At 58.2% G+C, this 21,712-nt stretch carries 20 protein-coding genes; 13 read left to right on the top strand and 7 right to left on the bottom strand.

Features of this window, described 5'->3' with window-relative positions; translation table 11 throughout:
• Positions 1-254: 254 nt before the first annotated feature.
• Positions 255-1,643 carry a threonine synthase gene (gene thrC, locus GT003_RS21545; RefSeq protein ID WP_161701687.1) on the bottom strand — a complete coding sequence of 463 codons (1,389 nt, stop codon included), beginning with the start codon at positions 1,641-1,643 and terminating at the stop codon, positions 255-257.
• A gap of 158 nt (positions 1,644-1,801) precedes the next feature.
• Here thrC and GT003_RS21540 point away from each other — a divergent pair, with 158 nt between their 5' ends.
• The 8 genes from GT003_RS21540 (at position 1,802) to yunB (ending at position 11,582) form a co-directional block, all read left to right on the top strand.
• A complete protein-coding gene (locus GT003_RS21540) occupies positions 1,802-2,782 on the top strand; it encodes an aldo/keto reductase (RefSeq protein ID WP_161701685.1) in 981 nt (326 codons plus the stop codon).
• Between the two features lie 244 nt (positions 2,783-3,026).
• The gene (locus GT003_RS21535) at positions 3,027-4,544 is read left to right on the top strand and encodes a spore germination protein (RefSeq protein ID WP_161701683.1); all 1,518 of its coding nucleotides are present in this window, start codon (positions 3,027-3,029) and stop codon (positions 4,542-4,544) included.
• A complete protein-coding gene (locus tag GT003_RS21530; protein ID WP_161701681.1) occupies positions 4,541-5,632 on the top strand; it encodes a GerAB/ArcD/ProY family transporter in 1,092 nt (363 codons plus the stop codon). The genes GT003_RS21535 and GT003_RS21530 overlap by 4 nt, the downstream gene beginning before the upstream one ends.
• The gene (locus tag GT003_RS21525; protein WP_161701679.1) at positions 5,629-6,840 is read left to right on the top strand and encodes a Ger(x)C family spore germination protein; all 1,212 of its coding nucleotides are present in this window, start codon (positions 5,629-5,631) and stop codon (positions 6,838-6,840) included. Before GT003_RS21530 ends, GT003_RS21525 begins: the two co-directional genes overlap by 4 nt.
• Positions 6,837-7,082 carry a hypothetical protein gene (locus GT003_RS21520; RefSeq protein ID WP_161701677.1) on the top strand — a complete coding sequence of 82 codons (246 nt, stop codon included), beginning with the start codon at positions 6,837-6,839 and terminating at the stop codon, positions 7,080-7,082. Before GT003_RS21525 ends, GT003_RS21520 begins: the two co-directional genes overlap by 4 nt.
• Positions 7,079-8,191 carry a GerAB/ArcD/ProY family transporter gene (locus GT003_RS21515; protein WP_161701675.1) on the top strand — a complete coding sequence of 371 codons (1,113 nt, stop codon included), beginning with the start codon at positions 7,079-7,081 and terminating at the stop codon, positions 8,189-8,191. Before GT003_RS21520 ends, GT003_RS21515 begins: the two co-directional genes overlap by 4 nt.
• Before the next feature lie 120 nt (positions 8,192-8,311).
• Positions 8,312-10,648 (top strand): ATP-dependent helicase, encoded by a 2,337-nt coding sequence (locus tag GT003_RS21510; RefSeq protein WP_161701773.1) that lies wholly within the window; start codon positions 8,312-8,314, stop codon positions 10,646-10,648.
• A 76-nt stretch (positions 10,649-10,724) separates the two neighbouring features.
• A complete protein-coding gene (gene yunB, locus GT003_RS21505; protein ID WP_161701673.1) occupies positions 10,725-11,582 on the top strand; it encodes a sporulation protein YunB in 858 nt (285 codons plus the stop codon).
• Between the two features lie 90 nt (positions 11,583-11,672).
• On the opposite strand, the gene GT003_RS21500 is transcribed toward yunB, so the two are convergent.
• Positions 11,673-12,674 carry a M23 family metallopeptidase gene (locus GT003_RS21500; RefSeq protein ID WP_161701771.1) on the bottom strand — a complete coding sequence of 334 codons (1,002 nt, stop codon included), beginning with the start codon at positions 12,672-12,674 and terminating at the stop codon, positions 11,673-11,675.
• Positions 12,675-12,811: 137 nt separating this feature from the next.
• Here GT003_RS21500 and lipA point away from each other — a divergent pair, with 137 nt between their 5' ends.
• On the top strand, positions 12,812-13,792 hold the full coding sequence (gene lipA / locus GT003_RS21495; RefSeq protein ID WP_338045973.1) for a lipoyl synthase: 981 nt from the start codon (positions 12,812-12,814) through the stop codon (positions 13,790-13,792).
• 231 nt (positions 13,793-14,023) lie between these two features.
• Complete coding sequence (locus tag GT003_RS32285) at positions 14,024-14,941, top strand: YutD family protein (protein ID WP_161701671.1); 918 nt, start codon at positions 14,024-14,026, stop codon at positions 14,939-14,941.
• A gap of 72 nt (positions 14,942-15,013) precedes the next feature.
• Here GT003_RS32285 and GT003_RS21485 read toward each other — a convergent pair whose 3' ends face one another.
• From GT003_RS21485 to ylbJ, 3 genes are all read right to left on the bottom strand, one after another.
• Positions 15,014-16,753 carry an ABC transporter ATP-binding protein gene (locus GT003_RS21485; RefSeq protein ID WP_161701669.1) on the bottom strand — a complete coding sequence of 580 codons (1,740 nt, stop codon included), beginning with the start codon at positions 16,751-16,753 and terminating at the stop codon, positions 15,014-15,016.
• Positions 16,754-17,551 carry an NAD kinase gene (locus tag GT003_RS21480; protein ID WP_161701667.1) on the bottom strand — a complete coding sequence of 266 codons (798 nt, stop codon included), beginning with the start codon at positions 17,549-17,551 and terminating at the stop codon, positions 16,754-16,756. It lies immediately after the preceding gene.
• A 134-nt stretch (positions 17,552-17,685) separates the two neighbouring features.
• Positions 17,686-18,762 carry a sporulation integral membrane protein YlbJ gene (ylbJ, locus tag GT003_RS21475; protein WP_161701767.1) on the bottom strand — a complete coding sequence of 359 codons (1,077 nt, stop codon included), beginning with the start codon at positions 18,760-18,762 and terminating at the stop codon, positions 17,686-17,688.
• Between the two features lie 460 nt (positions 18,763-19,222).
• Here ylbJ and GT003_RS21470 point away from each other — a divergent pair, with 460 nt between their 5' ends.
• The 3 genes from GT003_RS21470 to GT003_RS21460 all read left to right on the top strand — a co-directional run bounded on the left by GT003_RS21470 (position 19,223) and on the right by GT003_RS21460 (position 20,812).
• Complete coding sequence (locus tag GT003_RS21470) at positions 19,223-19,600, top strand: globin domain-containing protein (RefSeq protein ID WP_161701665.1); 378 nt, start codon at positions 19,223-19,225, stop codon at positions 19,598-19,600.
• A 21-nt stretch (positions 19,601-19,621) separates the two neighbouring features.
• The gene (locus GT003_RS21465; protein WP_161701663.1) at positions 19,622-20,314 is read left to right on the top strand and encodes a DUF2225 domain-containing protein; all 693 of its coding nucleotides are present in this window, start codon (positions 19,622-19,624) and stop codon (positions 20,312-20,314) included.
• Positions 20,315-20,560: 246 nt separating this feature from the next.
• On the top strand, positions 20,561-20,812 hold the full coding sequence (locus GT003_RS21460; protein ID WP_161701661.1) for a YolD-like family protein: 252 nt from the start codon (positions 20,561-20,563) through the stop codon (positions 20,810-20,812).
• A 155-nt stretch (positions 20,813-20,967) separates the two neighbouring features.
• On the opposite strand, the gene GT003_RS21455 is transcribed toward GT003_RS21460, so the two are convergent.
• Positions 20,968-21,204: a hypothetical protein gene (locus GT003_RS21455; RefSeq protein ID WP_161701659.1), complete on the bottom strand. Its 237-nt coding sequence runs from the start codon at positions 21,202-21,204 to the stop codon at positions 20,968-20,970.
• Positions 21,201-21,386: a YycC family protein gene (locus GT003_RS21450; protein WP_161701657.1), complete on the bottom strand. Its 186-nt coding sequence runs from the start codon at positions 21,384-21,386 to the stop codon at positions 21,201-21,203. The genes GT003_RS21455 and GT003_RS21450 overlap by 4 nt, the downstream gene beginning before the upstream one ends.
• Positions 21,387-21,712: the final 326 nt, after the last annotated feature.

Here is a 21,712-nt window from a genome sequence, read left to right as displayed (position 1 = left end):
GCCCCGAACCGGCGCCGAAACTGCCTTCCTCGAGCACTTAATTTATATCTTTTGAGCAAACTAGGTGCGCCTCATGCTCCGATTTGGGCGAATATCGGACATTCAAGCCAGCTAACACGATTGCCAGAGGGCTCGCGGGATGCGATGTCCATTTGTTGTTTGAAGCACTTAAAGCAAGAAAACAGCCCCCGCAAGGATGATGTAATCCATGCGGGGGCTGTTCATATTGCAAGTATTGTTACGATTTCAATCGTTTAGAAGAAGCGAACCAGCTGCTCCGACACGGCTTCGTTCGTACCGACGACGCGCGTCTGGAATTGCGGCTTGTCGGACAGCGCTTGGATCTCGACCGGCGTCGTTTGCTTGATGTCGATGAGGCGGATCGCTTCGTCGAACTTGGCCGGATGCGCCGTGGACAAGGCGACCGTCACTTCGTCTTCCGCCGTGAAGCGGTGCGCCGCGGCAACGCCGCATGCCGTATGCGGGTCGAGCAGATAGCCGTACTCGTTGTAGCAGCTGCTGATTTCGCTCAGGCATTCGTCGTTCTTCACGGCATATGCCGCGAAGTCGGCTTGCACCTGCTCGAGGACGGCGCCGTTGACGACGATTTGGCCGTCGCGCTTGAAGCCGTCCATCAGACCTGAGATCGCGCCTGCGTCTTCGCCGTTCAAGTAATACAGGTAACGCTCGAAATTGCTGGCGACCTGGATATCCATGGACGGGCTGTGCGTGCCGCGGAATTCGCCCGGCTGATAGACGCCTGCCGTCACGAAATGCTCCAGGATGTTGTTCTCGTTCGTCGCCAGAATGAGCTTGTGGATCGGCAGCCCCATCCGTTTGGCCAAGTAGCCCGCGAAAATATCGCCGAAGTTGCCTGTCGGCACGCTGAAGTTGACCTTCTCGCCTTGGCCCTGCTTGGCCAGCTGGAAGTAAGCGTAGAAATAATAGACCGTCTGCGCCAGAATCCGCGCGATGTTGATGGAATTGATAGCGCGCAGGTGATACTGCTGCTTGAAAGAGACGTCCGCGAACAGCTCCTTGATGATGCGCTGGCAGTCGTCGAAGTTGCCGTCGACGGCAAGGTTCAGCACGTTGGCGTCGTCGACCGTCGTCATTTGCAGCTCCTGCACTTTGCTCACTTTGCCGTGCGGGTGCAGGATGCAGATGCGAATGCCTTCTTTGCCGCGCACGCCTTCGATCGCGGAGGCGCCGGTATCGCCGGAGGTCGCGCCGAGGATATGGATGGTCGAATTGCGTTTCTTCGAAATATAGCCGTAGAGGTTGCCGAGAAATTGCAAGGCGATATCTTTGAACGCGAACGTGGGACCGTGGAACAGCTCCAGAATGTGCAGGCTGTTGTTCACGCGCCGTACGGGCGTGACTTCGTCGTCGCGGAACGTGCCGTAGCTTTCGTCGACCAGCTGCTTCAGTTCTTCCCGAGGAATCTCGCCGTCGACAAAGAGCGAGAACAGCTCCAGGGCGAGCTCCGGATAAGAGAGCTGCTGCCACGCGCGCAGCGTTGCTTCGGATAATTGCGGGAGGTGACTCGGAACGATCAGTCCGCCGTCGTCCGCCAATCCCATCAGGACAGCGTCGATAAAGCCGACAGGTGCGATTTTCCCTCGTGTGCTGATATAGTCCATAACGATCCCCTTCAACAAATTTTCAATTATTGTATCAAAATTCGCGCGTAATTCCCATCATAATTTCGGATTGGGGCGATTTGACATGATTCAGGGCTGGCGGGATACTAATCTTGTCGGATAGACGTATATTCTTACACGGATAGGAGTGATCGACCATGGACTACCGTCTTCTTGGAAGGAGCGGGCTTGCCGTATCGGTGCTCGGGCTCGGCACGAACGCGTTCGGCAAACGCGCCGACCGCGCCGCATCGACCGCAATCATCGACAGCGCGCTGGATAGCGGAATTAATTTCATCGACACGGCCAACATCTATGCGGGCACGGAATCGGAAACGATTATCGGGCATGCATTGAAAGGAAAACGCGGCAGCGTCGTCCTGGCTACGAAAGCGGGACTGCCTCGCAGGGAAGGACCGAACGGCAGCGGCTCCTCCCGGTATCATCTGCAGCGTGAACTGGAGGAGAGCCTGAAGCGGCTTCAAACCGATTATGTCGATCTGTACCAAATCCATACCTTCGATCCGCATACGCCGCTCGAAGAAACGCTTCGCACGCTGGACGACTTCATCCGCGCGGGCAAAGTGCGTTATATCGGCGCGTCGAATTACGCGGCCTGGGAGCTGACGAAGGCGCTCGGCATCAGCGCTTTCCAAGGATTCAGCCGTTACATATCCACGCAAGTCAGCTATTCGCTGGCCGATCGTACCCCGGAGCGCGAGCTCGTTCCGGCCTGCCTGGATCAGGGGGTCGGCATCATTCCTTATTTCCCGCTTGCCGGAGGCATACTGAGCGGCAAATACGCTTCTTCCCCGTCCGGCCCGGCGCCGAAGGGATCGCGAGCCGAAACCGACCCGAATTTCAATCGCTTCATGGGGGAGCGCGAGCTGGCGCTTGGCCAAAAGGTTGCCGACATCGCGAACGAACATGGCTGCCGGCCCGGCGCGCTGGCGCTGGCTTGGCTGATGGCTCAGCCTGGCGTAGCTACAGTCATCGCGGGCGCGACGAATCCAGGCCAGGTGGAGGATAATCGGAGCAGTCTGTCGATCACGCTGACGCCCGCGCTCCTAGCCGAGCTGGACGCCACGAGCGAGACTTTCCGCCACGGGGAGCCCTTTGCGGTCTATCGGCTTCCATGACTGCATGATCTGTCATCGGCTTTCATCGGTTGTCACGAACTGCCATTGAAAGGGCGTATAGGTATACCAGAAGCACGCAAGAAGCAGCGGGTGAAGCTGCATCCAACCGGAAGATTTTGAGCCGGGCGGATGCGGCTTTTTTACTTCGCACCCGTGTCAAACGCTGCCGAACAATTGTCGGATGGCGTTTACGGAACGCGCATTATGGAAAAATTAAGAAGGAATACCGACAAGGAGACTGCCCATGAACACCGATGCTTCCCCGCAGGCCGTTTCTCCCGAACTGGCTGTTAATTATAAGCTGCTGACCGGCATTTATTCGAAGTGCGAGGATGTTATCTTTCGCGAGATGAAGCTCGGCGGAGCAAGAGATGCCTTCGTATTGTTCATCGACGGCTTGGTCAACGTGGAAGTCCTGGACCAGCATATCATCCGGGCGCTCCGCGAGTCGGAAACTGCGCTTGATGACGGCAATGCCCTGGGGGTACTTGGAGGAGCGCTTTCCGTTTCCAATGTACTCGCGGTCGATTCGATCGAAGATGCCATTTTGCATGTCAGCACCGGCTGCGTCCTGTTGTTCGTGGACGGACTGACGCAATGCTTCGCCATGGGGCTGGCCAAATGGGAGAAGCGCTCCATCGAGGAGCCTTCCGCGGAATCCGTCGTGCGCGGCCCCCGCGAGGGCTTCACGGAGACGATCAGCATCAATCGTGCCATGCTGCGCCGCAAGATCAAGACGCCCGCGCTCAAGATGCTGCCCTTTCGGCTCGGCCGTCAAACCCGCACGGAAGTGAACCTTGTCTACCTCGAGGGCGTCGCCAGCGATGCGTTGGTAGCGGAAGCGCAGGAGCGGATTGCCGGCATCGACATCGACGGTATCCTGGAGAGCGGGTACGTGGAGGGTTTGATCGAAGACAGTCCGTTCTCTCCTTTCCCGCAAATGCAAGTATCGGAACGCCCCGACGTCGTCAGCTCCGGCCTGCTCGAAGGCCGAATCGCGATCCTGGTCGACGGCACGCCGTTCGTCCTTATCGCGCCGGCAACGCTGTACTCCATGCTGCAATCCCCGGAGGATTATTACCAGCGCTTCTATATCGGCACGCTCATCCGCTGGCTCCGCTATCTGTTTTTTATCATGACGCTGATTCTGCCTTCCTTGTACGTCTCGATTCTGACCTTCCATCAGGAGATGGTGCCGACCTCGCTGCTGCTCAGCATCGCGAAGTCCAGGGAAGACATCCCGTTCCCCGCGCTCGTGGAGGCGCTTCTGATGGAAATCTCGTTCGAGGCCTTGCGCGAAGCGGGCGTGCGCCTGCCCAAACAGGTCGGCGCCGCCGTCAGCATCGTCGGCGCCCTCGTCATCGGCCAAGCCGCGACGTCAGCCGGCCTCGTATCCGCGCCGATGGTCATGGTCGTTGCCATCACGGGAATCGCTTCCTTCATGATTCCGCAGTACAGCAGCGGGATCGCCATTCGGATGCTGCGCTTCCCCATCATGATCCTCTCCGGCGTGCTGGGCCTGCTTGGCCTCATGCTGGGTATCATCGTCATCGTCATCCACCTCTGCTCGCTGCGTTCCTTCGGCGTGCCGTATTTGCAGCCGATCGCGCCGATGAGAGGCTCGGAGATGAAGGACGTGCTGTCGCGTCCGCCGATTTGGATGCAGCGCAAGCGGCCGAGCCTGACCGGGAAATCGCCGAATCCGAACCGCCAAGCGACGAATTTGAAACCAGAACCGCCAAAAGGGAATGAGTCCTCATGATCGAAAAAGGCCGTATATCGCCGCTGCAGCTGGCAATTTTCATGCATCCGACCATACTCGCCACAGCTGCGCTCGCGGTACCGAGCATCACGATGAACACGGCCGGCCGCGACATGTGGATCGTGCCGATCGTGTCATCCGTAATCGGCCTGGTCATTATCTTCGTCATGTGCAAGCTGCATGACCGATTTAAGGGGAAAACGTTCATCGAGTACTGCGAGCTCGTGCTGGGGACCGTTCTCGGGCGAATGCTGGCTGCCTTTTATCTATTCTCCTTCCTATATACGAACGGGATCGTCATTCGGGAATACGGCGAATTCATCGCCACGACCTTCCTGCTGCATACCCCGATGGTGTTCGTCATCTCCAGTTTGATGATCGTATGCGCCTACGCGCTGCATCAAGGCGTCGAAGTGTGGGTGAGGACGTCGCAGCTCCTGATTCCGGCGGCGCTCGTCATCATCATCTTTATGCTGATCATCATGGTGCCGGATATGAACGCGAAGGAAATGTTCCCTATGCTGGAATACGGCCCGATGCCCGTCCTGCGCTCCTCGCTCGTGCTTTCTTCCTGGTATTCGCAGTATTTTATCGTATCGATTTTCCTGCCCTACTTGGTAAAGAAAAGCATCTCCGCATTCAAGTGGCTGTTGATCAGCCTCCTTACCGTGCTGCTGACGATGCTGTGCATCAACCTGGCGGTGCTTTACATTTTCGGCAATGTGAACAGGGGCTTCAATTATCCGTTCCTCATCGCGGTCCGCTACGTCTCTTTGTCGGACTTCATCGAGCACATCGAATCCTTGCTGATGGCGGCTTGGCTCGTCGCGATCTTCATCAAAATCATGGTCGTGTATTACGCCGCCTCGCTCGGTACGGCCCAGCTGCTGCGGCTGAAAGATTACCGCTTTATGATCGCGCCGATCGGCTTGCTGATGATCCTGTTCAGTCTCTGGTGCGCGTCGGACTTCGAGGATTTGCGGAACTTGCTCGGGACCAGCGTTCCGATGCTCTCGCTGCTCACGCAGGTGTTTATACCGGTCCTGATGCTGGGCATCGCCGCGGCAAGGGGGGCGCGGGCTTCATGAGCATGCGAATGATCGGCAGGCTCGCGCTGCTGGCCGCGGCCGTCGCGGGCGCGGCGCTGCTGTCGGGATGCTGGGATCGAACGGAAATCAACGATCTTGGATTGATTACGGGAGCGGCCATCGACCGGCACGATGACAAGAGCATCGAGCTGGCCGTGCAGATCTTCATTCCGCGCGCATCCAGCGGAGGGGGAGGCAGCATGGAGATGGGACAGAAGAGCAGCACCGGCAGCTCCAGCACCTTCGTACATTCCGCGGTCGGCGAGAATATTGCCGATGCGCTCTCGCATCTGCAGGAAAGGCTGCCGCGCAAGCTGTTCTGGGGGCATGCCGAGGTCATTATTTTCGGCGAATCCGAAGCCAGGCACGGCATTCGGGATGACGTGGACTATCTGATGCGCGCGCCCCAGCCTAGGGAACGGGCCTACATCTACGTCAGTGCGGGCAAGGCGAGACGGGTGCTCGAGATGCAGGCCGTCCTGGAACGGGATTCTTCGGAAGCGCTTCGGGAGATCGCGAAGAGCAAATTATCCATGAGCGTGACCATGACCGAGCTGGCCAAGATGCTTTCCGACGAGACGGGCGCGGCGGCGCTGCCCTGGATCAAGCAGAATCAGCCGCGAACGAAGAGCAATCCCGACACGACGGCCAATTACAAAAACGGCACCGCGATATTCAAGCAGGATCGGATGATCGGCGTCGTCGACGAAGAGACGACCAGGGGCCTCCTCTGGCTGCGCAACGAAGTCAAGTCCGCGGTCCTTACGGTAACTCCCGCGGGAGCGGACGGTACGGTTTCCGCCAAAGTGCTGCGCAGCACGACAAAGCTGAAGCCGCATATCGAGCATGGCAAATGGAGCATGACGGTTCGGCTTCACGCCGAAACCGACGCGCTGCAGAATGCGTCGAGCGCGAATCTGATGACGAGCCAAGCGGCCGTGCGCAGCGTGGAGAAAGCGATAGACAAGAACATGACCGACCGCGTGAATCTTGCGCTTCGAGCCGTGCAGAAGGGGTTGAAGGCGGACGCGTTCGATTTTGCCGGGGAGTTCCATCGCGCGTACCCGAAGACATGGCATCGTTACGCATCGCAGTGGGACGACATTTTTCCCGAGGTCGAGGTGAAGGTGATTTCGAACTCGCGCTTGCTGCGGCCGGGCTTATCCAACGTGCAGACGAGCGAGAAGGAAAGGGAGGGGAGACAATGACGAATTACGCCATTCCGAGCTTAATGACGATCAGTCTTCTTATTGCCGCATTCCAGTGGAAATGGGTGCTTCAAGCGCAGCCGAGGGAAAGGTTCGTGCATTTCGCGCTGTTCGCCGCCGCTTGGATTTTGGCAGTTCTGCTGATGATCTTCCCGCATTTGCCGGGACCGACCCAAGTCGTCGACGCGTTATTCGAGAAGCTCGGGCAGGAGCTCATTCACGGCGGCAAGGTCGGCACATGAAGGAGATGCGAATCGGCGGCAAACAGCTGTTTTGGCTGGTGGCGGTCATGCAGGCGGGCATGACCATTCTGCTTACCATCAATCCGGCCGTCATGGCGGCAGGCCGCGATGCTTGGCTGTCGACGGCGTTCGCCAGCCTGCTCGGCGTGTTCTCCGCGTTCGTGCATGCCAGGGTCAATCGGCGTTTTCCCGGTCAAACGCTGGTCGATTTCGTTCCGTCGATCGTCGGGAAGTGGGCGGGGAACGCGGTGATCGGACTTTATTTTTTGTTTTGGTATGTCGTCCTTGGCATGATTCTCAGGCAATATACGGAGTTTATTCTGTCGACGATCCTGCCGAGAACGCCGCTGCTGGTACCGCTCGTCAGCATGATCCTCGTCGCCGCTTACGTAACCGTGTCCGGCATCGAAGTGCTTGCCCGATGTTCGGAATTGTTCGGTCCGTTCATTCTGCTCGGCATTCTGCTTCCGTTAATCCTGATGGTCGATGACGCGAAGATGAACTACGCGCTGCCCATCTACTCGGATTCGGGACTGCTGGTCATCCTCAAGGGATCGCTGCCGACGATGACTTTCCTCGGCGACTGCGTCCTCATGTGGATGGTCTACGGCTTCGTCGCGGAGCAGAGAACGGGATCGAAGTACGTGCTGCTCGGGGTCGGCATGAGCGGGCTCCTTACCTGCGCAGCGACGTTTCTCTCCATCGTGGTCATGGGACCGGAGCAGAGCAGCAATATGACTTATCCGTACTTCAATCTCATCCGCAACACCTCGTATTTCGATTTCGTTCAGAATATGGATTCGCTCGTCATCGCCATCTGGATCGTCAGCGTCTTCATTAAGGTCTCGCTGTATTTCTTCGCGTGCACGTATGGTACCGCCCAGTGGTTAAAAGTTCGCAGATGGCGGCGCATGGCCTGGTTTGTCGCGCCCGCCGCCTTGGGCATCGCGCTCGTTCCCCGCGATTTCATCGAAAGCTCCGTCCTGTTCCCGCAGAAGATCGCGACGCCTTACATTCTGCCGATTCACATGTTCGGGCTGCCGCTTCTGCTATGGGCGGTCGCCAAGATGAGACGCGCCGGCGAGCAGCCGGTCAAACGGAAAAATTAACCCTTGCGTCATAGCGCTCCTTATTGCGATACTTAACGTACAGAAAACGGCGGATCGACGACATCCCTCTCCCGAGCCGGAGAGGGATGTTTGCGTCTCGCGGACGGAAGGTAGATGGGAATGACTGGCGCAGGCAAAGACTTTTTCGCGCGCAAGCAAGAGGAGCTTGGCGTGGCATTGAACGAGGTACAGAAGAAGGCGGTGCTGCAGACCGAGGGCGCGCTGCTGCTGCTCGCGTCGCCGGGCTCCGGGAAGACGACGACGATCATCATGCGCATCGGCTACTTGATCGAAGCGAAGGGCGTTCATCCGTCGCGGATCAAAGCGGTGACGTTCAGCCGGGCATCGGCGCAGGACATGAAGGATCGGTACAACCGGTTCTTCCCCGGCAATCCGGACGGCGGCGTCCAATTCTCGACGATCCACAGCTTCGCGTTCGAGGTGATGCGGGAGCATCTGCGGCGGTCGCGCATCTCGTTCCAGATCATCGAGGGCGAAGTGGAGCAGCCGGAGGAGGACGAGCTGCCGCTGCACAAGAAGCTGATCCTGCGGGATCTGTATCGCAAAGTGCGGGGAGAGAACCTGACCGAGGATCAGATGGAAGAGCTGACGACCTATATCAGCTACGTCAAGAACAAGCTCATTCCCGAGCGGGCATGGCCCGAAGCGAAATGCGACGTTCCGGAGGCCGCGCTCGTGGCGAAGGAGTACGAAGCGTTCAAGCGTTCATTCCCGGGCAAGGTGCTGGTCGATTACGACGATATGCTCGTCATCGCGAACGAAGCGCTGGAGAAGAGCGGCGAGCTGCTGTGGAAATACCAGAACCGGTTCGATTATGTCCTCACGGACGAAAGCCAGGATACGTCGCTCGTGCAGCATGCCATTATCGAGAAACTGGCAAGGCGGCATGGCTGCCTGTGCGTCGTGGCCGACGACGACCAGAGCATCTACACGTGGCGTGCCGCGGAGCCGCAGTATCTGCTCGACTTCCGCAGCGTATTCCCCGAGGCCGTCGTCTTGAAGATGGAACAAAATTACCGCTCCTCGCGCAACATCGTGGACATCGCGAACAAGTTCATCAAGCGCAACGAGAACCGGTACGACAAGAACATGTTTACGCGCAATCCGGGCAGCCGGCCGATCTATTTGAAGCAGCTGGAGGATTACAAAGGGCAGGCGAAGTATGTGGCCGCGGCGGCGGAGAAGGAAGAATCGCTGAGCGAAACGGCCGTGCTGTATCGGAATAACGCCTCCTCGATCATGCTGATGAACGAGTTCGACCGCCGGGGGATCCCGTTCTACATGAAGGACGGGGACAACCGCTTCTTCTCCCACTGGGTGCTGGAGGACGTGCTCGGTTTCATGCGCATGGCGTATACGGACAAGCGTCCCGATCTGCTCGAGAAGATCCATACCAAGATGTCCGGCTATATCTCCAAGGTGCAAATGGCCGCGCTCGGCGCCATCGACAACGGCGAATCGGTCTTCGACAATTTGATCGCGCACGTGCCGCTGCAGGACTATCAGCCGAAGCAGCTCGCGGAATGCAAGGAGCTCTTCCAATCCATGCGGGCCATGGAGCCGCGCGCAGCCATCCGCCTGATTCGGTTCAAGCTCGGTTACGAGCGGGCGATCGAGCGGATGTGCGAACGACTTGGCTTCCGCAAGGAGTACCTGATCGGCATTCTGAACACGCTGGAGGATATCGCGGACGGGCTCGAGACGCTGGAGGACTTCGCGAACCGGCTGAAGTATTTGGAAGCCGCGATGAAGGCTTCGAAGAAGAACAAGAACGCGGACGCGGTCACGTTCTCTACGCTTCACAGCGCGAAAGGGCTGGAGTTCGAGCGCGTGTTCATGATCGATCTGATCGACGGCATCATTCCTTCGAACGAGGATATGAAGAAAGTAGACGGCGGCGTTTCTCCGCTGATGGAGGAAGCGGTTCGGCTGTTCTACGTCGGCATGACGCGTGCCAAACGCGAACTGACGCTGCTCAGCTACAACAGGCGCGACGGCGAGGAAGCGAAGGAATCGCAGTTCATGGAGGCCGTCCGGCAGCTGCAATCTCCGCCGAAGGCACAGGCGCAAGCCCCGGCGCCGACGTCGGCGCCTGCCCGCAGGCCGGAGGCGGCCTGGAACGCGGGGACGGACGGCAGGCGGCTGCCGGCACGCAAGCCGACCGCGCCGAACGCGAAGCGGAACACGCGCGGTCCCGCAAGCTCCGGCGTAACCGTCACCGAAGGCAGGCCCGGAGAACAGCCTTCCGAGCGCAGTCCTAGCGCGCTGAAGAGCTTCGAGGGCCTGAAGCCCGGCGATGCGCTGCTTCATTCCGCGTTCGGCGCGGGCGAATTCATCGCGGCGAGCCGCGAGACGATCGAGATCCGTTTCGGCATCGGGGTTCGCAAGCTGTCCGCGGCCGCCTGCATCGGCGCGGGATTGCTTTCTCGTCCATAGCCGTCTTCTTTTTTGTCCCTGTCCCGCATAAGCTTGGAAGGGGAAAGCGGACAAAGGCATGGAAGGGGGCCGCCATATGCGCAGATGGGGCCGGCGAGGCTGGAGAAGCACGGGCGCCCGCCGCCGCTCCGGCGGCAAGCGCGGCAAGAAATCGAACCGGCGCAGGCTGATTATCTTTCTGTCGCTGCTGTTCGTGCTCTTCTTCTTCCAGACGTTCATCTTCATCGAGCGCAATTTGCAGAAGCCGCTCATGACCGTCGCGCAGGTACGCGTGAAGCAAGAGGCGACGCAGGCGATCAACAAGTCGATCACGAAGCAGGTGGCGGAGAAGACAAGCGCCGACAAGCTTATCGAATGGAAAACGAATGCGGACGGCAAAATATCCGGCTTCATGCTCAACTATTCGGAGCATATGCGCATCACGTCAGAAACGATCGATACGGTTCAAACGACGCTCGACAAGATGGGCGACATTCCGGAGAAAATTCCGCTCGGCCAGGCGCTCGGCAGCGCCATTATCGCCTCGTTCGGTCCCCGAATCCCAGTAAAGTTCGAGCCGATCGGCGCCGTCAAGGTGGACCTGAATACCCGGCAGAAGGACGCCGGCATCAACATGATCCTCGTGGAAGTGTACATGCACATCGTGGCGGAAGTATCCATCATCATTCCGTTCGATACGAAGCCCGAGCTGGTGGAAACCGAAATTCCGATCTCTTATCTGCTCGTCGTCGGCGACGTGCCGACGTATTATTACGACAATAACGGCAATCCCGTCGGCGATTCCGCGCCGAATGCGCCCAGCATCGCGATCCCCGGGGTGCCGGACAAGAACGCGGTCTCCGGCTCGCAGGGCGGAACGGGCGGAGAGGAAGCGCCGGAGGTCAATAGCGGCCTCTCCGGCGGAACGTCCGCCGACTCGGAGGACGATTCTTGATGCGGGGCCAATAAAGAAAAGAGCGCTAATCGGCTGAACCGACGAAGCGCTCTTCGCGTTTATTTCCGTTTTCGTTCCTAAGCGGAGTGCTTACTTCCCGCGCAACCGGCGTCTTTCTTCGCTTTCCCACTGCCTTAAGCTCGGATACGGATCGAAGGACCACTCCGCGAGCCCGCGGTCGCGGTAGATGCCGTAATGCAGGTGAGGGGGGAATTTGCCCTGCGTGCCCGGGCGTCCGTACCCGGAGCTGCCGACCCAGCCGACGACTTGGCCCGGCTTCACGATAGAGCCTACGTCCAATGTCTTGTCATAGCCGCTCAGATGCGCATAGTAATGATAGTAATTATTGAGGTCGCGGATGCCTAACCTCCAGCCGCCGTAAGGGTTCCAGCCCTTCACCTCAATAATGCCGAAGCAGGTGCTCCTTACCGGAACGCCATGGCCGGCGAAAATATCGGTACCCTCATGAATGCGGTACCCTCCCCAGCTGCGGCGCGTGCCCCATGTGCCTTTATACGAATAGTTGGTTCCGATGGGAACGGGGAACGCATGATCGAACAGGTTCAGTCTGCCGTACGTTTCATAAAGGCGGGCGAACTGGCGGACGCGCTGCACCGCCCGGGTATTGTGATAATACTGCCACAGGCCGATGGCAAAATCATCCTCTTCCGTTCCGAACTGCATGATATGATTCGCCACCGCGTACAACAAGTCGGTATCATCCGTGCGTTTGGCGAGCCCGTCGCCGTCGCCGTCTTCCCCGAGGCCCTTGAACCAATGAATCGAGAGCGGGAATTGATCGCCGCTGTCGGGATTCAGTTCCCCGGCCCAATCCTGTTCCGTGACGAAGACGCTGATATACTGCCCCAGCTGGGAACGGGTTTTGGGGCGCGCCTTCGTTATCGTTCGCTCGTATTGGTCGATGGCCGCCAGCCTGTACCAGGGAATGCCGGTCACGACGCTGATTTCGTCATACAGGATTTTACGTTCGGCATAGAGTTTTTCTTGGGTCGGCTTTTGATTCGGGGCCGATGCGCCCGCCCGATCCGGCACGGACTGAAGCAGCATCAGCGCGAGCGGAATTACCGCCATGAGGCGGTAGGCATATGATTTCACCTGATTCAGCCTCCAAGCAAGACCACCGGCCGCGACCTTGTTGCAAGGGTCGGGGACGACCTCTTCGGGCCGGTCGATCTATCAGTTAGGGATGCAGCTTAAGCGGTGCTGCTCTGCTGTTATGGTTTGCAAATCATTGGTTTTTATCCGAAACATGCTATAATAAGACGCAGAGTGAAGAAGGAAAGCAGGTACTGCGTACAATGAAGACCAAAGAGAAACTACCTAAGCCGGATTGGCTGCGAATAAAATTAACGACGGGCGGCAATTATGCCGAACTGAAAGATATGATGCGCTCCAAGACGCTGCATACGGTATGCGAAGAAGCGCGCTGCCCGAATATTTACGAATGCTGGGCGAACCGCACGGCGACGTTCATGATTCTCGGCGACATTTGCACGCGGGCATGCCGCTTCTGCGCCGTGAAGACCGGACTGCCGACGGAGCTGGACCTACAGGAGCCGGAACGCGTGGCGGAAGCCGCGGAGCAGATGGGCCTGCGGCATTGCGTCATCACCTCCGTGGCACGCGATGATTTGAAGGACGGCGGCGCAAGCATTTTCGTCGAAACGATCAAGGCCGTTCGCCGCAAGCTGCCTCTGTGCAGCGTGGAAGTGCTCATTCCGGACTTCATGGGGAACTGGGAAGCGCTTCAGGCGGTCATGGATGCGAAACCCGATATTTTGAACCATAATATAGAGACCGTCGCGAGGCTCTCGGACCGCGTGCGCGCGAAAGCGAAGTATCCGCGTTCCATGGAGCTGCTGAAACGGGCGAAGGAAATGCAGCCTGAAATTCCGACCAAATCCAGCATCATGCTCGGGGTCGGCGAGGAGTGGGATGAGATTTTGCAGGCGATGGACGACTTGCGCGCCGTGGATTGCAACATTCTGACGCTCGGTCAATATTTGCAGCCGACGCCGAATCATATGCCGATCGCCCGCTACGTGCATCCCGATGAGTTTGCGAAGCTGAAGGAAGAGGGCTTGAAGCGCGGCTTCAGCCACGTGGAATCCGCGCCGCTCGTACGCAGCTCCTATCATGCGCACGAGCAGGTCAAATCGGCGGAGGAAGCGCAAAGCGCATCCCTGTGAGCTTAAGCTTACAAAGTGGTTTTGCTCGTTTTTGCCGGATAACCGGCAGCAAACTGTGATCGCAAAACTTTGTTTATGCTTACGAAGTAGTTTTGCTCATTTTTGCCGGATAACCGGCATCTTAACGTGATCGCAAAACTTTGTTTATGCTTACGAAGTAGTTTTGCTCATTTTTGCCGGATAACCGGCATCTTAACGTGATCGCAAAACTTTTAAGGAGTGAGAAGAGCCTTGATCCATATAAGCGGCAGAGCCTACGCATTAATCCACGAAAACAGAAACGGTTGGAATCTCGAGGCATTCCGCGAACGGTACAGCGACGTGCTGGAACGCTATGATTACGTAGTCGGAGACTGGGGATACAATCAGCTGCGGCTTAAAGGGTTCTTTCGCGATACTCACCCGAAGGCGACGCGGGAATCCGTCATTTCCACCATCGCGGATTACATTAACGAATATTGCAATTTCGGATGCGCGTATTTCGTTCTCGAGAAACAGCCGGGCGGCGTGAAGCAGGGCGAAGACGGCGAGGGCGGCGAGAACACCGGCGAATACGAGGTTATCGAGGTGCCGGATACGGCGGAGGAAGCGTTATTGACGGCTTCCCGCACGATCGCAGCCGCGAAAGCGGCCGATGCGCCGGTGTCCGAGAATCAGCATGTCAAATTCATGCCGCGGCATGAACGGGACTTGCGCCGCGAGCAGCAGCGCAACAGCCGCAAGGAAACGACGAAGGAAACCGATAAGGAACGCGAGAACGCTCCGCGCGACAATCATCAGCGCAAGCCTTCCGGCAAGGACCGCGATCACGGCGCCCGCCAAGGGCAGCAAGCCGGACGCGGCCAGCAGCAGGAACGCGGTGAGCGTCCTGAACGAAGCGAACGCGGAGAGCGCGGGAGCGAACGGCCCGAACGCCAAAATCGCGGGGAACGCAGCGACCGCGGCGAACAGCGAGGCGAACGTCCTGAACGTCAGGACCGCGGCGAACAGCGCGGAGATCGTCCGGAGCGCTCGGATCGCGGCCGCAGCAAGCAGCGGCATTTCAATCCGAAAGCGCCGGTGGCGGCGGCATCCGAGCCGAACACTCAACCGCGCCAGCAGCATCAGCAGCACAACCGCAATAAGGACGCTGCGCCTAAGCAAAGCTAATCAATCGTCAAGAAAAACGCCGGTTCATCCCTGGGATGAACCGGCGTATATTTTTTGAGGATCGGCATGCGCCTATAAATATTGCACGTTATACAACCGCGCATAAGCGCCGTCCAGCGCCATTAACTCCTCATGGGAGCCCTGCTCCACGATCTCCCCGTGCTCGATGACGACGATCGGATTCGCATGCGTGATCGTCGACAGCCGATGGGCGACGACGAGCGTCGTCCGGTTGCGCGCGAGCTCCGCGAGCGACTCCTGGATGGCGCGCTCCGATTCCAAATCCAGGGCCGACGTCGCTTCGTCCAACACCAGAATGGCGGGATCCTTCAGGAAGACGCGGGCAATGGCGATGCGCTGCTTCTGTCCGCCGGACAGCTTTACGCCCCGCTCGCCGATTTCGGTGTCGTACCCTTTGGGCAATGACAGGATGAAGTCATGGGCATTGGCTTTCTTCGCCGCCTCCATCATGGCTTCTTCCGAGGCCTCGGGATTGCCGAGCAGGATGTTCTCGCGGACGGAGCCGCTGAACAAGATATTGTCCTGCAGCACCATGCCGATATGGGAGCGCAGGCTTTGCTGCGTGAGCCCGTCGATGGGCTGTCCGTCGACCGTAATGCGGCCCTCCTGAACGTCATAGAAGCGGGCGAGCAGGCTGACCATCGATGACTTGCCTCCGCCGCTCATGCCTACGAGCGCCGCCGTATGGCCATGGGGAATCGTTAAACTGATGTCCCGCAGCACCCATTCGGACTCGTCGTGATAACGGAACGAGACATGCTCGAAGACGATATCGCCGCGAACGGAAGGAAGGACGGACGCGCCGGGCGAATCCTTGACTTCCGGTTTTTCGTCCAACAGCTCCATGATGCGCTCCAAGGAAGCCGAGGCTTGGGTCAGCTCGGTCGAAGCGTTGACAAGCCTGCGAAGCGGCGCATAAAGCCGATCCAGATAGCCGTAGAACGCAACGAATTCACCGAGGGTCAGCGTATTCTGAATGACCAGATATCCTCCGCAGGCGAGCACCAGGAGCGGGGCGATCTCCGTCAACGTGTTAATGATGGATTGCGTGAGCGCATTCCAGCGCGTCAGGGCGAAGGCGCGGTCGAGAAACGTTCGGTTGCGCGCGCCGAATTGTTCTTCTTCATGACGCTCCAGCGTGAAGCTCTTGATGACGGGAATGCCGTTCACATGTTCGTTCAGGTAGCCTTGCATGTCGGCCATCGCTTGCGAACGCGACCGGGAATAACCGCGCAGCCGCTTGTACAGCTTCTTCACCGCGTAGCCGTAGAACGGCAGAATCGCGATGGCGACGAACGTCAGCGTCACATTCATGTTGAACATGATGATGAGCGCGATCACGAGCGTGAACATATCCAGCCAAATGTTCATCAGGCCGGTTTCCACGAGCGACTTGGTCTGCTCGGCGTCGTTCATCATCCGGGAGATGATTTCGCCGGACTTGCGGTTCTGATAGAAGCGCAGCGAAAGCTGCTGAAGGTGGACATACAGCTTGTTTCGCAGATCGTACAGCACGCGGCTCGTCGTGTATTGCGCGAAATACTGCCGATAATACTCGATTGGATAGCGCAGCACGACGAAAATCAGGAAGGCCAGTCCGATGGCCCTGAACAGCTTGGCGGTTTTGTCGGCGGCGGGCAGGCTCGAGAGCAGCACGTCGTCCACGACGTATTTGATGAAGAGCGGCAGCGTAAGCGGAATCGCGAACTTCACGGCGCCGATGATCAGCGTTAACGCCACGAGCCAGCGGTATGGCTGGACGAGTCGGTAAAATGCACGATAACGGTTCATCTATTTGACTTCGTAGCCGAGGAATGCCTCGCGCACCCGATTCCAGAACGGGAACGGCCGATAGCGGGCAAAGCTGATTTTGCGCGCAGAGACGCTGCACCGAATGGAGCGAATATCGGACCTCGTGATGTTCAAATGGTCAAAGGTCAGCTGAAGCCGCTGATCCTTGCGCGAAATAATGTCGCAGTGGTGGTGCTGCGGCAGGACGACCGAAGAGCCCAGCGTTCGATACACGCGATTGTTGATGGATGCGATCTCCGCGATCTGCAAGCAGTCGATGGACGGGTGGATGACCGCCCCGCCCAAGCTTTTGTTATACGCCGTGCTGCCGGACGGCGTCGATACGACGATGCCGTCGCCCCGGAACATCTCGAACAGCTCGTCGTTGATATCGATCTGGGCGACAAGCGTGTTGTCTACGCCCTTCAGCGTGAATTCGTTGACCGCGATGTAAGTGGATAGGCCTTCCGACGTATCGAGCACGATTTCCGCAAGCGGATAGCGCACGATCTTCGGCTCGTCCTCCGCCATCATGCGGACCAGCTCCTCCAGCTCGTCGGCCTTCCAGTCGGCGAAGAAGCCGAGATGGCCGGTATGGACGCCGACGAAAGCGATGTCCTCGACTTGGTCCGCGTGGGAGTGAAAAGCCTGCAGCAGCGTTCCGTCCCCGCCGATGGAAACGACCATTTGAGGCCGTTCGTCGTTGCGTACCAGTCCGCGGGCCGCCGCTAGGATATGAAATTGGGCGGCAAGCTGCTTCGACAGCTTGTCGCCTCTGTCAATGACGACGTAGTTCAAAGGTAGTAGCCCCTTCCGCACAGCCGATGTCCGCGTGAACCGGACCGCTGCAGTCGCAGCGCCAGCGGGCGTTTCATTTGGAAATCAGCCAGATTCTCCTTGCATCATAGCTGAAAACGGGGCTGAATACAACGTCACGCGGCAGGACCGAGCCATCCCCAGAACATGTAGACGAGCACGGCGGCAATAACGCCATGCAGGATGCGCGAGATGAGGAAGGGCTTGTAGCGAAGGTCCGTTCGGCTTAGCAGGCTTGCTACCTGAGCATGAACCGAGAGGCCTGCCCAAGACAGCACGAAGGCGGCGATCGCGGCTTGGTTCATGAGGCCGCTCCCGGTCGCGGAGCCGGCGGAACGCGCGCCGAGCGTGACCTCGAAGGTGCCGCTCACGACGGCATCCGCCAAGGCGGCCGGCATCCCTGCCAGCCCGAGCGCCAAGCGTACGCCTCCGGCAAGCACCTCGATGCTGCCCGTTTGACGGAGGAGTTCCATGATGACGGAGAAGACGACGACGAGCCCGCCGACGACGATCATCAGGCGCAGCGCGGCTTGAACCGCGTCCTGCATCAGCTTGCCGAGCGGTCGGCCATCCATTAGACGGGCGGTGTGCATGGCCTGCAGGGCTTCGGCAAGACGGCTTTTCCGGCGAGCGCCAGGTGCGCGCCGCACCTTCTCCTCGCTGCTGGCGGGGGCGTGGCGGTCATGGAACCGCATGAGCAGGCCGATGAGTAACCCGCCGCCGTAGTGAGCGGCGGCCAGGACGGGGGCCAGCGCGACGCTGTGGAAGAAACCGACCGACACGGCGCCGATGAGGAAGATCGGATCCGATGTCGTCGTGAAGGCGACGAGCCGTTCGCCCTCGGCGCGATTGATCAGCTTCTGCTCCCACAGCTGCGCGGTCAGACGCGCGCCGACGGGGTAGCCGGAGGCGTAACCCATCGTGACGACGAAGCCGCCGATTCCGGGGATGCGGAACAGCGGACGCATCAGCGGATCGAGGATTTTGCCGAAGAAGTGGACGATGCCGAAGCCGAGCAGCAGTTCAGAGATCACGAAGAACGGGAACAGCGCAGGGAACAGCACTTCCCACCATATCGAGAGGCCGCGCAGGGAGGCTTCGAGCGCGGGGGCGGGAAAGGCGGCGAGCAGCAAAGCGAGCACGGCGGCAGACCATGCCGGGATGATGGCCGGACGAAACAGGAACCGAACGATATACAAAGGGGACTCCCTCCTAAAAGACAAGTGAAAATCGGACTATTACTGCTATATGTCCAAGCAGGCGCAATCATCACCTGTCCGCATCCTGCATCGATGGAAAAAGCAGGTTTCAAGCCGAAAATAAATTTAGAAAACGCTTGCAAAAGAGAATGTCTTTTTATTCCCGGGTATGGTACAATCGGATTAAGTCAATCCAACGCTTGAGGTGATGACGGTGAGTATAATTGCTGGCATTTTTGTATGTGCCTTCGTTTACGTCATCCGCGAGTCGCTTGTGGCTCCCGGAGAAGAGGATTACGAGCGTTAGTCCTGGTGCCTTAGTCGCAACACTATACGATACCAAGATGCCCTCCAGAGCGAGGGCATTTTTTTGACGTTTTGATGAGAATGGCTTCGCGAAAAAAAAGTTTTACAAGTAATCCCAAAGACCTAAAAAACGGAGATGAAGAAGACGATGAATAACTATAGCACTATTTTTGAAGCGGTCGGGGGAGTCGAAGGAATCAGAAAGATCGTAGAGGCCTTTTATCCTAAGGTACTGAAGAATCCTCTGATCGGACCGCTGTTCCCGGCTGATATCGATCCGGTCATGGAGCGGCAAACATTGTTTCTATCGCAGTTCTTCGGCGGGCCGTCTCTCTATTCCGACCAACACGGCCATCCCATGATGCGGGCGCGTCATTTGCCCTTCCCGATTACGCCCGAGCGTGCCGAAGCTTGGCTGGGCTGCATGCGCGCCGCGCTGGCCGAGACCGATTTGCCGGACGAGCTGCAGGAGCTGATCCTGGTGCGGCTTTCGGGGCCGGCGCATCATTTTATTAACCAACCTTAAACGACCTGGAGACGTGATGAGATGGAACCTCTGTACGCGACGACCAAAACATGCATTTGCTGCGAGCGTTCCTATCCAACATCGCGCGTCCGCCCGAGCTTCAAGAAAGCGGCAAGCAGGGATTCCGATTTTCGCGCCTTGTATGCCAATGACATCAACCCGGATTATTACATCGTTTGGGTTTGTCCGGACTGCGGCTTCTCCTCGACGGAGAACGGCGCTTCGAGATTGACGGATGCCCAAAAAAAGGCTTACTACGAGCAAGCAGGCTCGCGCTGGATTCACCGGGATTTCGGCGGCAGCCGGACGAGAGAGCAGGCGCTGATCTGCTGCAAGCTCGGCTTACTCTGCGCGGGCATCATCGGCGAGAAGGAGCGGGTAATCGCAGGGCTTCTTCATCATATCGCGTGGCTCTATCGCTCCGAAGGCAACGCGGAGCAGGAGCAGCGGTTTCTCCGTCACTCGCTGGACGCTTATATCGCGGTGTTCGAGACGGAGGGCGTATCGCTGAACAATGCCAAGCTGATGTATCTGATCGGCGAACTGCACCGTCGCGTCGGAGATCCGCGGCTGGCCGTCCGCTGGTTCTCCCGCGTCGTGAACGATAAGAAAATTACGGATGCCGCGATGATCCGCGCTAGCCGGGAGCAATGGCAGATGATTCGCGAAGCGCAGATGGGCCTCGACGAGGAGACGGCCGAGGGCATTGCATGACTCTCGTTTCGGGTGACCGTCCGCTGCGCAGGCACACTGTCAGCTGTCTATAAGAAGAACGCCCGCCCGAGACGATCTCGGCGGGCGTTCTTGCGTCATCGGACCGATCCGATTGGTAGGCTCTTCGATAATCGCTCGCGGCGGCGATTTATTAAAATTCGCCCGCAAAAAGATAATTACCATTTCCCAAATGGGCCATTCATATTATGATAGAGGTTCAAGCTATGAAGCGAAGGCGTGACGAATGTGGCAAAAGCGAAAATACCGAAGAGACCTACCAGAGACGAGTTCGTTCTGGAGGAAATAGGAAATCAGCTGGTGGAAGCCTTTCAGGAGGAATCCGTGATTCTGCTGACCGTTTGGGGAAGAGAAGAGACCGTGCGGGGGCAAATTTCGAAGATGGATTCCCGAACGGGCAGGGTCCATGTGGATACGGCGGACGGATTGGACAAGGTTCCTTTCATGGATATTATGAGCGTCAATTATCCCCGGGATTGAATGGTGCTGGCCGAATGAGTTGTATTGCATATGAGTTATGCTGCAGACAAGTAAGCGACAAAAAAGAACCTCCACCCTCGCGGCTGCCTGAGAGCACGGGGATGTGGAGGTTCTTTGCCGTTGAAGCCGGGATTCAGATGCCTTGCCGGGCAGCATTAGGCGCGCCGCAGCACGGTATCGGTCAGAAGGTAGTCTTGGTCCGCATCCACGACGGTGACCCGGTTCCGGCAGCAGGGGAAGACGAGCAGCTTCTTCTTGCCGGTGTGGATGTCGGGGATTTCTCTCGGCCGGAGCGGGAGCAGGACGTTATCCTGGCCGCAGAACGGACAGGAGGAGACGTAGACGTCCTTCATGATGATGTCGTACGGCCAGGAGCGTTCGAAGGGAATCACGGCTTGCCGTCTCCTTCAACCTCGGGTTTGCTCTCGGATTCGGCGGCTGCCTTGGCGGCCAGCTCGGCGATTTTCTGCAACAAAATATGCTTCGGCATATGCATGAGATGCTCCAGCGGAACGTTCAGCTCCTTGGACAGCTTAACGGCGGTCTCGGCAGATAGCTGCAATGGTTGGGACATCGGTGTCAACTCCTTATTTTCGTAGGCCTTGCCCTTGTTATGAACGGAAGCTTGGACTGCATAGGATTGGTAAAAGGGACAACGTTACCGTTATAATCAGTTATACACCGATGCCGTCCATTACGCAACGCGAAGAGCGGCGGGGATAACCGGCGGCGGGCTTCGTTCGCAAAACCTTAAGCTTATGCTTCCGAGGCAGTTTTTGCTTTTTCCGCCGGATAACCGGCGGCGGGCTGCGCCCGCAAAACCTTAAGCTTATGCTTCCGAGGCAGTTTTTGCTTTTTCCGCCGGATAACCGGCGGCGGGCTGCGCCCGCAAAACCTTTT

It is taken from the genome of Paenibacillus sacheonensis (genome assembly GCF_009909195.1).
Lineage (GTDB): Bacteria > Bacillota > Bacilli > Paenibacillales > Paenibacillaceae > Paenibacillus_Z > Paenibacillus_Z sacheonensis.
The sequence above is the reverse complement of the archived record's forward strand: the minus strand, read 5'-3'. Positions and strand labels throughout refer to the sequence as shown.

Excerpts from the sequence above, each read along its gene's own strand:
- GT003_RS21500 (WP_161701771.1), bottom strand. The coding sequence starts at position 12,674 with ATGGCGGTAATTCCGCTCGCGCTGATGCTGCTTCAGTCCGTGCCGGAT.
- GT003_RS21540 (WP_161701685.1), top strand. The coding sequence starts at position 1,802 with ATGGACTACCGTCTTCTTGGAAGGAGCGGGCTTGCCGTATCGGTGCTC.
- GT003_RS21510 (WP_161701773.1), top strand. The coding sequence starts at position 8,312 with ATGACTGGCGCAGGCAAAGACTTTTTCGCGCGCAAGCAAGAGGAGCTT.
- GT003_RS21485 (WP_161701669.1), bottom strand. The coding sequence starts at position 16,753 with ATGAACCGTTATCGTGCATTTTACCGACTCGTCCAGCCATACCGCTGG.
- GT003_RS21450 (WP_161701657.1), bottom strand. The coding sequence starts at position 21,386 with ATGTCCCAACCATTGCAGCTATCTGCCGAGACCGCCGTTAAGCTGTCC.
- GT003_RS21535 (WP_161701683.1), top strand. The coding sequence starts at position 3,027 with ATGAACACCGATGCTTCCCCGCAGGCCGTTTCTCCCGAACTGGCTGTT.
- GT003_RS21525 (WP_161701679.1), top strand. The coding sequence starts at position 5,629 with ATGAGCATGCGAATGATCGGCAGGCTCGCGCTGCTGGCCGCGGCCGTC.
- GT003_RS21530 (WP_161701681.1), top strand. The coding sequence starts at position 4,541 with ATGATCGAAAAAGGCCGTATATCGCCGCTGCAGCTGGCAATTTTCATG.
- GT003_RS21515 (WP_161701675.1), top strand. The coding sequence starts at position 7,079 with ATGAAGGAGATGCGAATCGGCGGCAAACAGCTGTTTTGGCTGGTGGCG.
- thrC (WP_161701687.1), bottom strand. The coding sequence starts at position 1,643 with ATGGACTATATCAGCACACGAGGGAAAATCGCACCTGTCGGCTTTATC.
- GT003_RS21465 (WP_161701663.1), top strand. The coding sequence starts at position 19,622 with ATGGAACCTCTGTACGCGACGACCAAAACATGCATTTGCTGCGAGCGT.
- GT003_RS21520 (WP_161701677.1), top strand. The coding sequence starts at position 6,837 with ATGACGAATTACGCCATTCCGAGCTTAATGACGATCAGTCTTCTTATT.
- GT003_RS21470 (WP_161701665.1), top strand. The coding sequence starts at position 19,223 with ATGAATAACTATAGCACTATTTTTGAAGCGGTCGGGGGAGTCGAAGGA.
- yunB (WP_161701673.1), top strand. The coding sequence starts at position 10,725 with ATGCGCAGATGGGGCCGGCGAGGCTGGAGAAGCACGGGCGCCCGCCGC.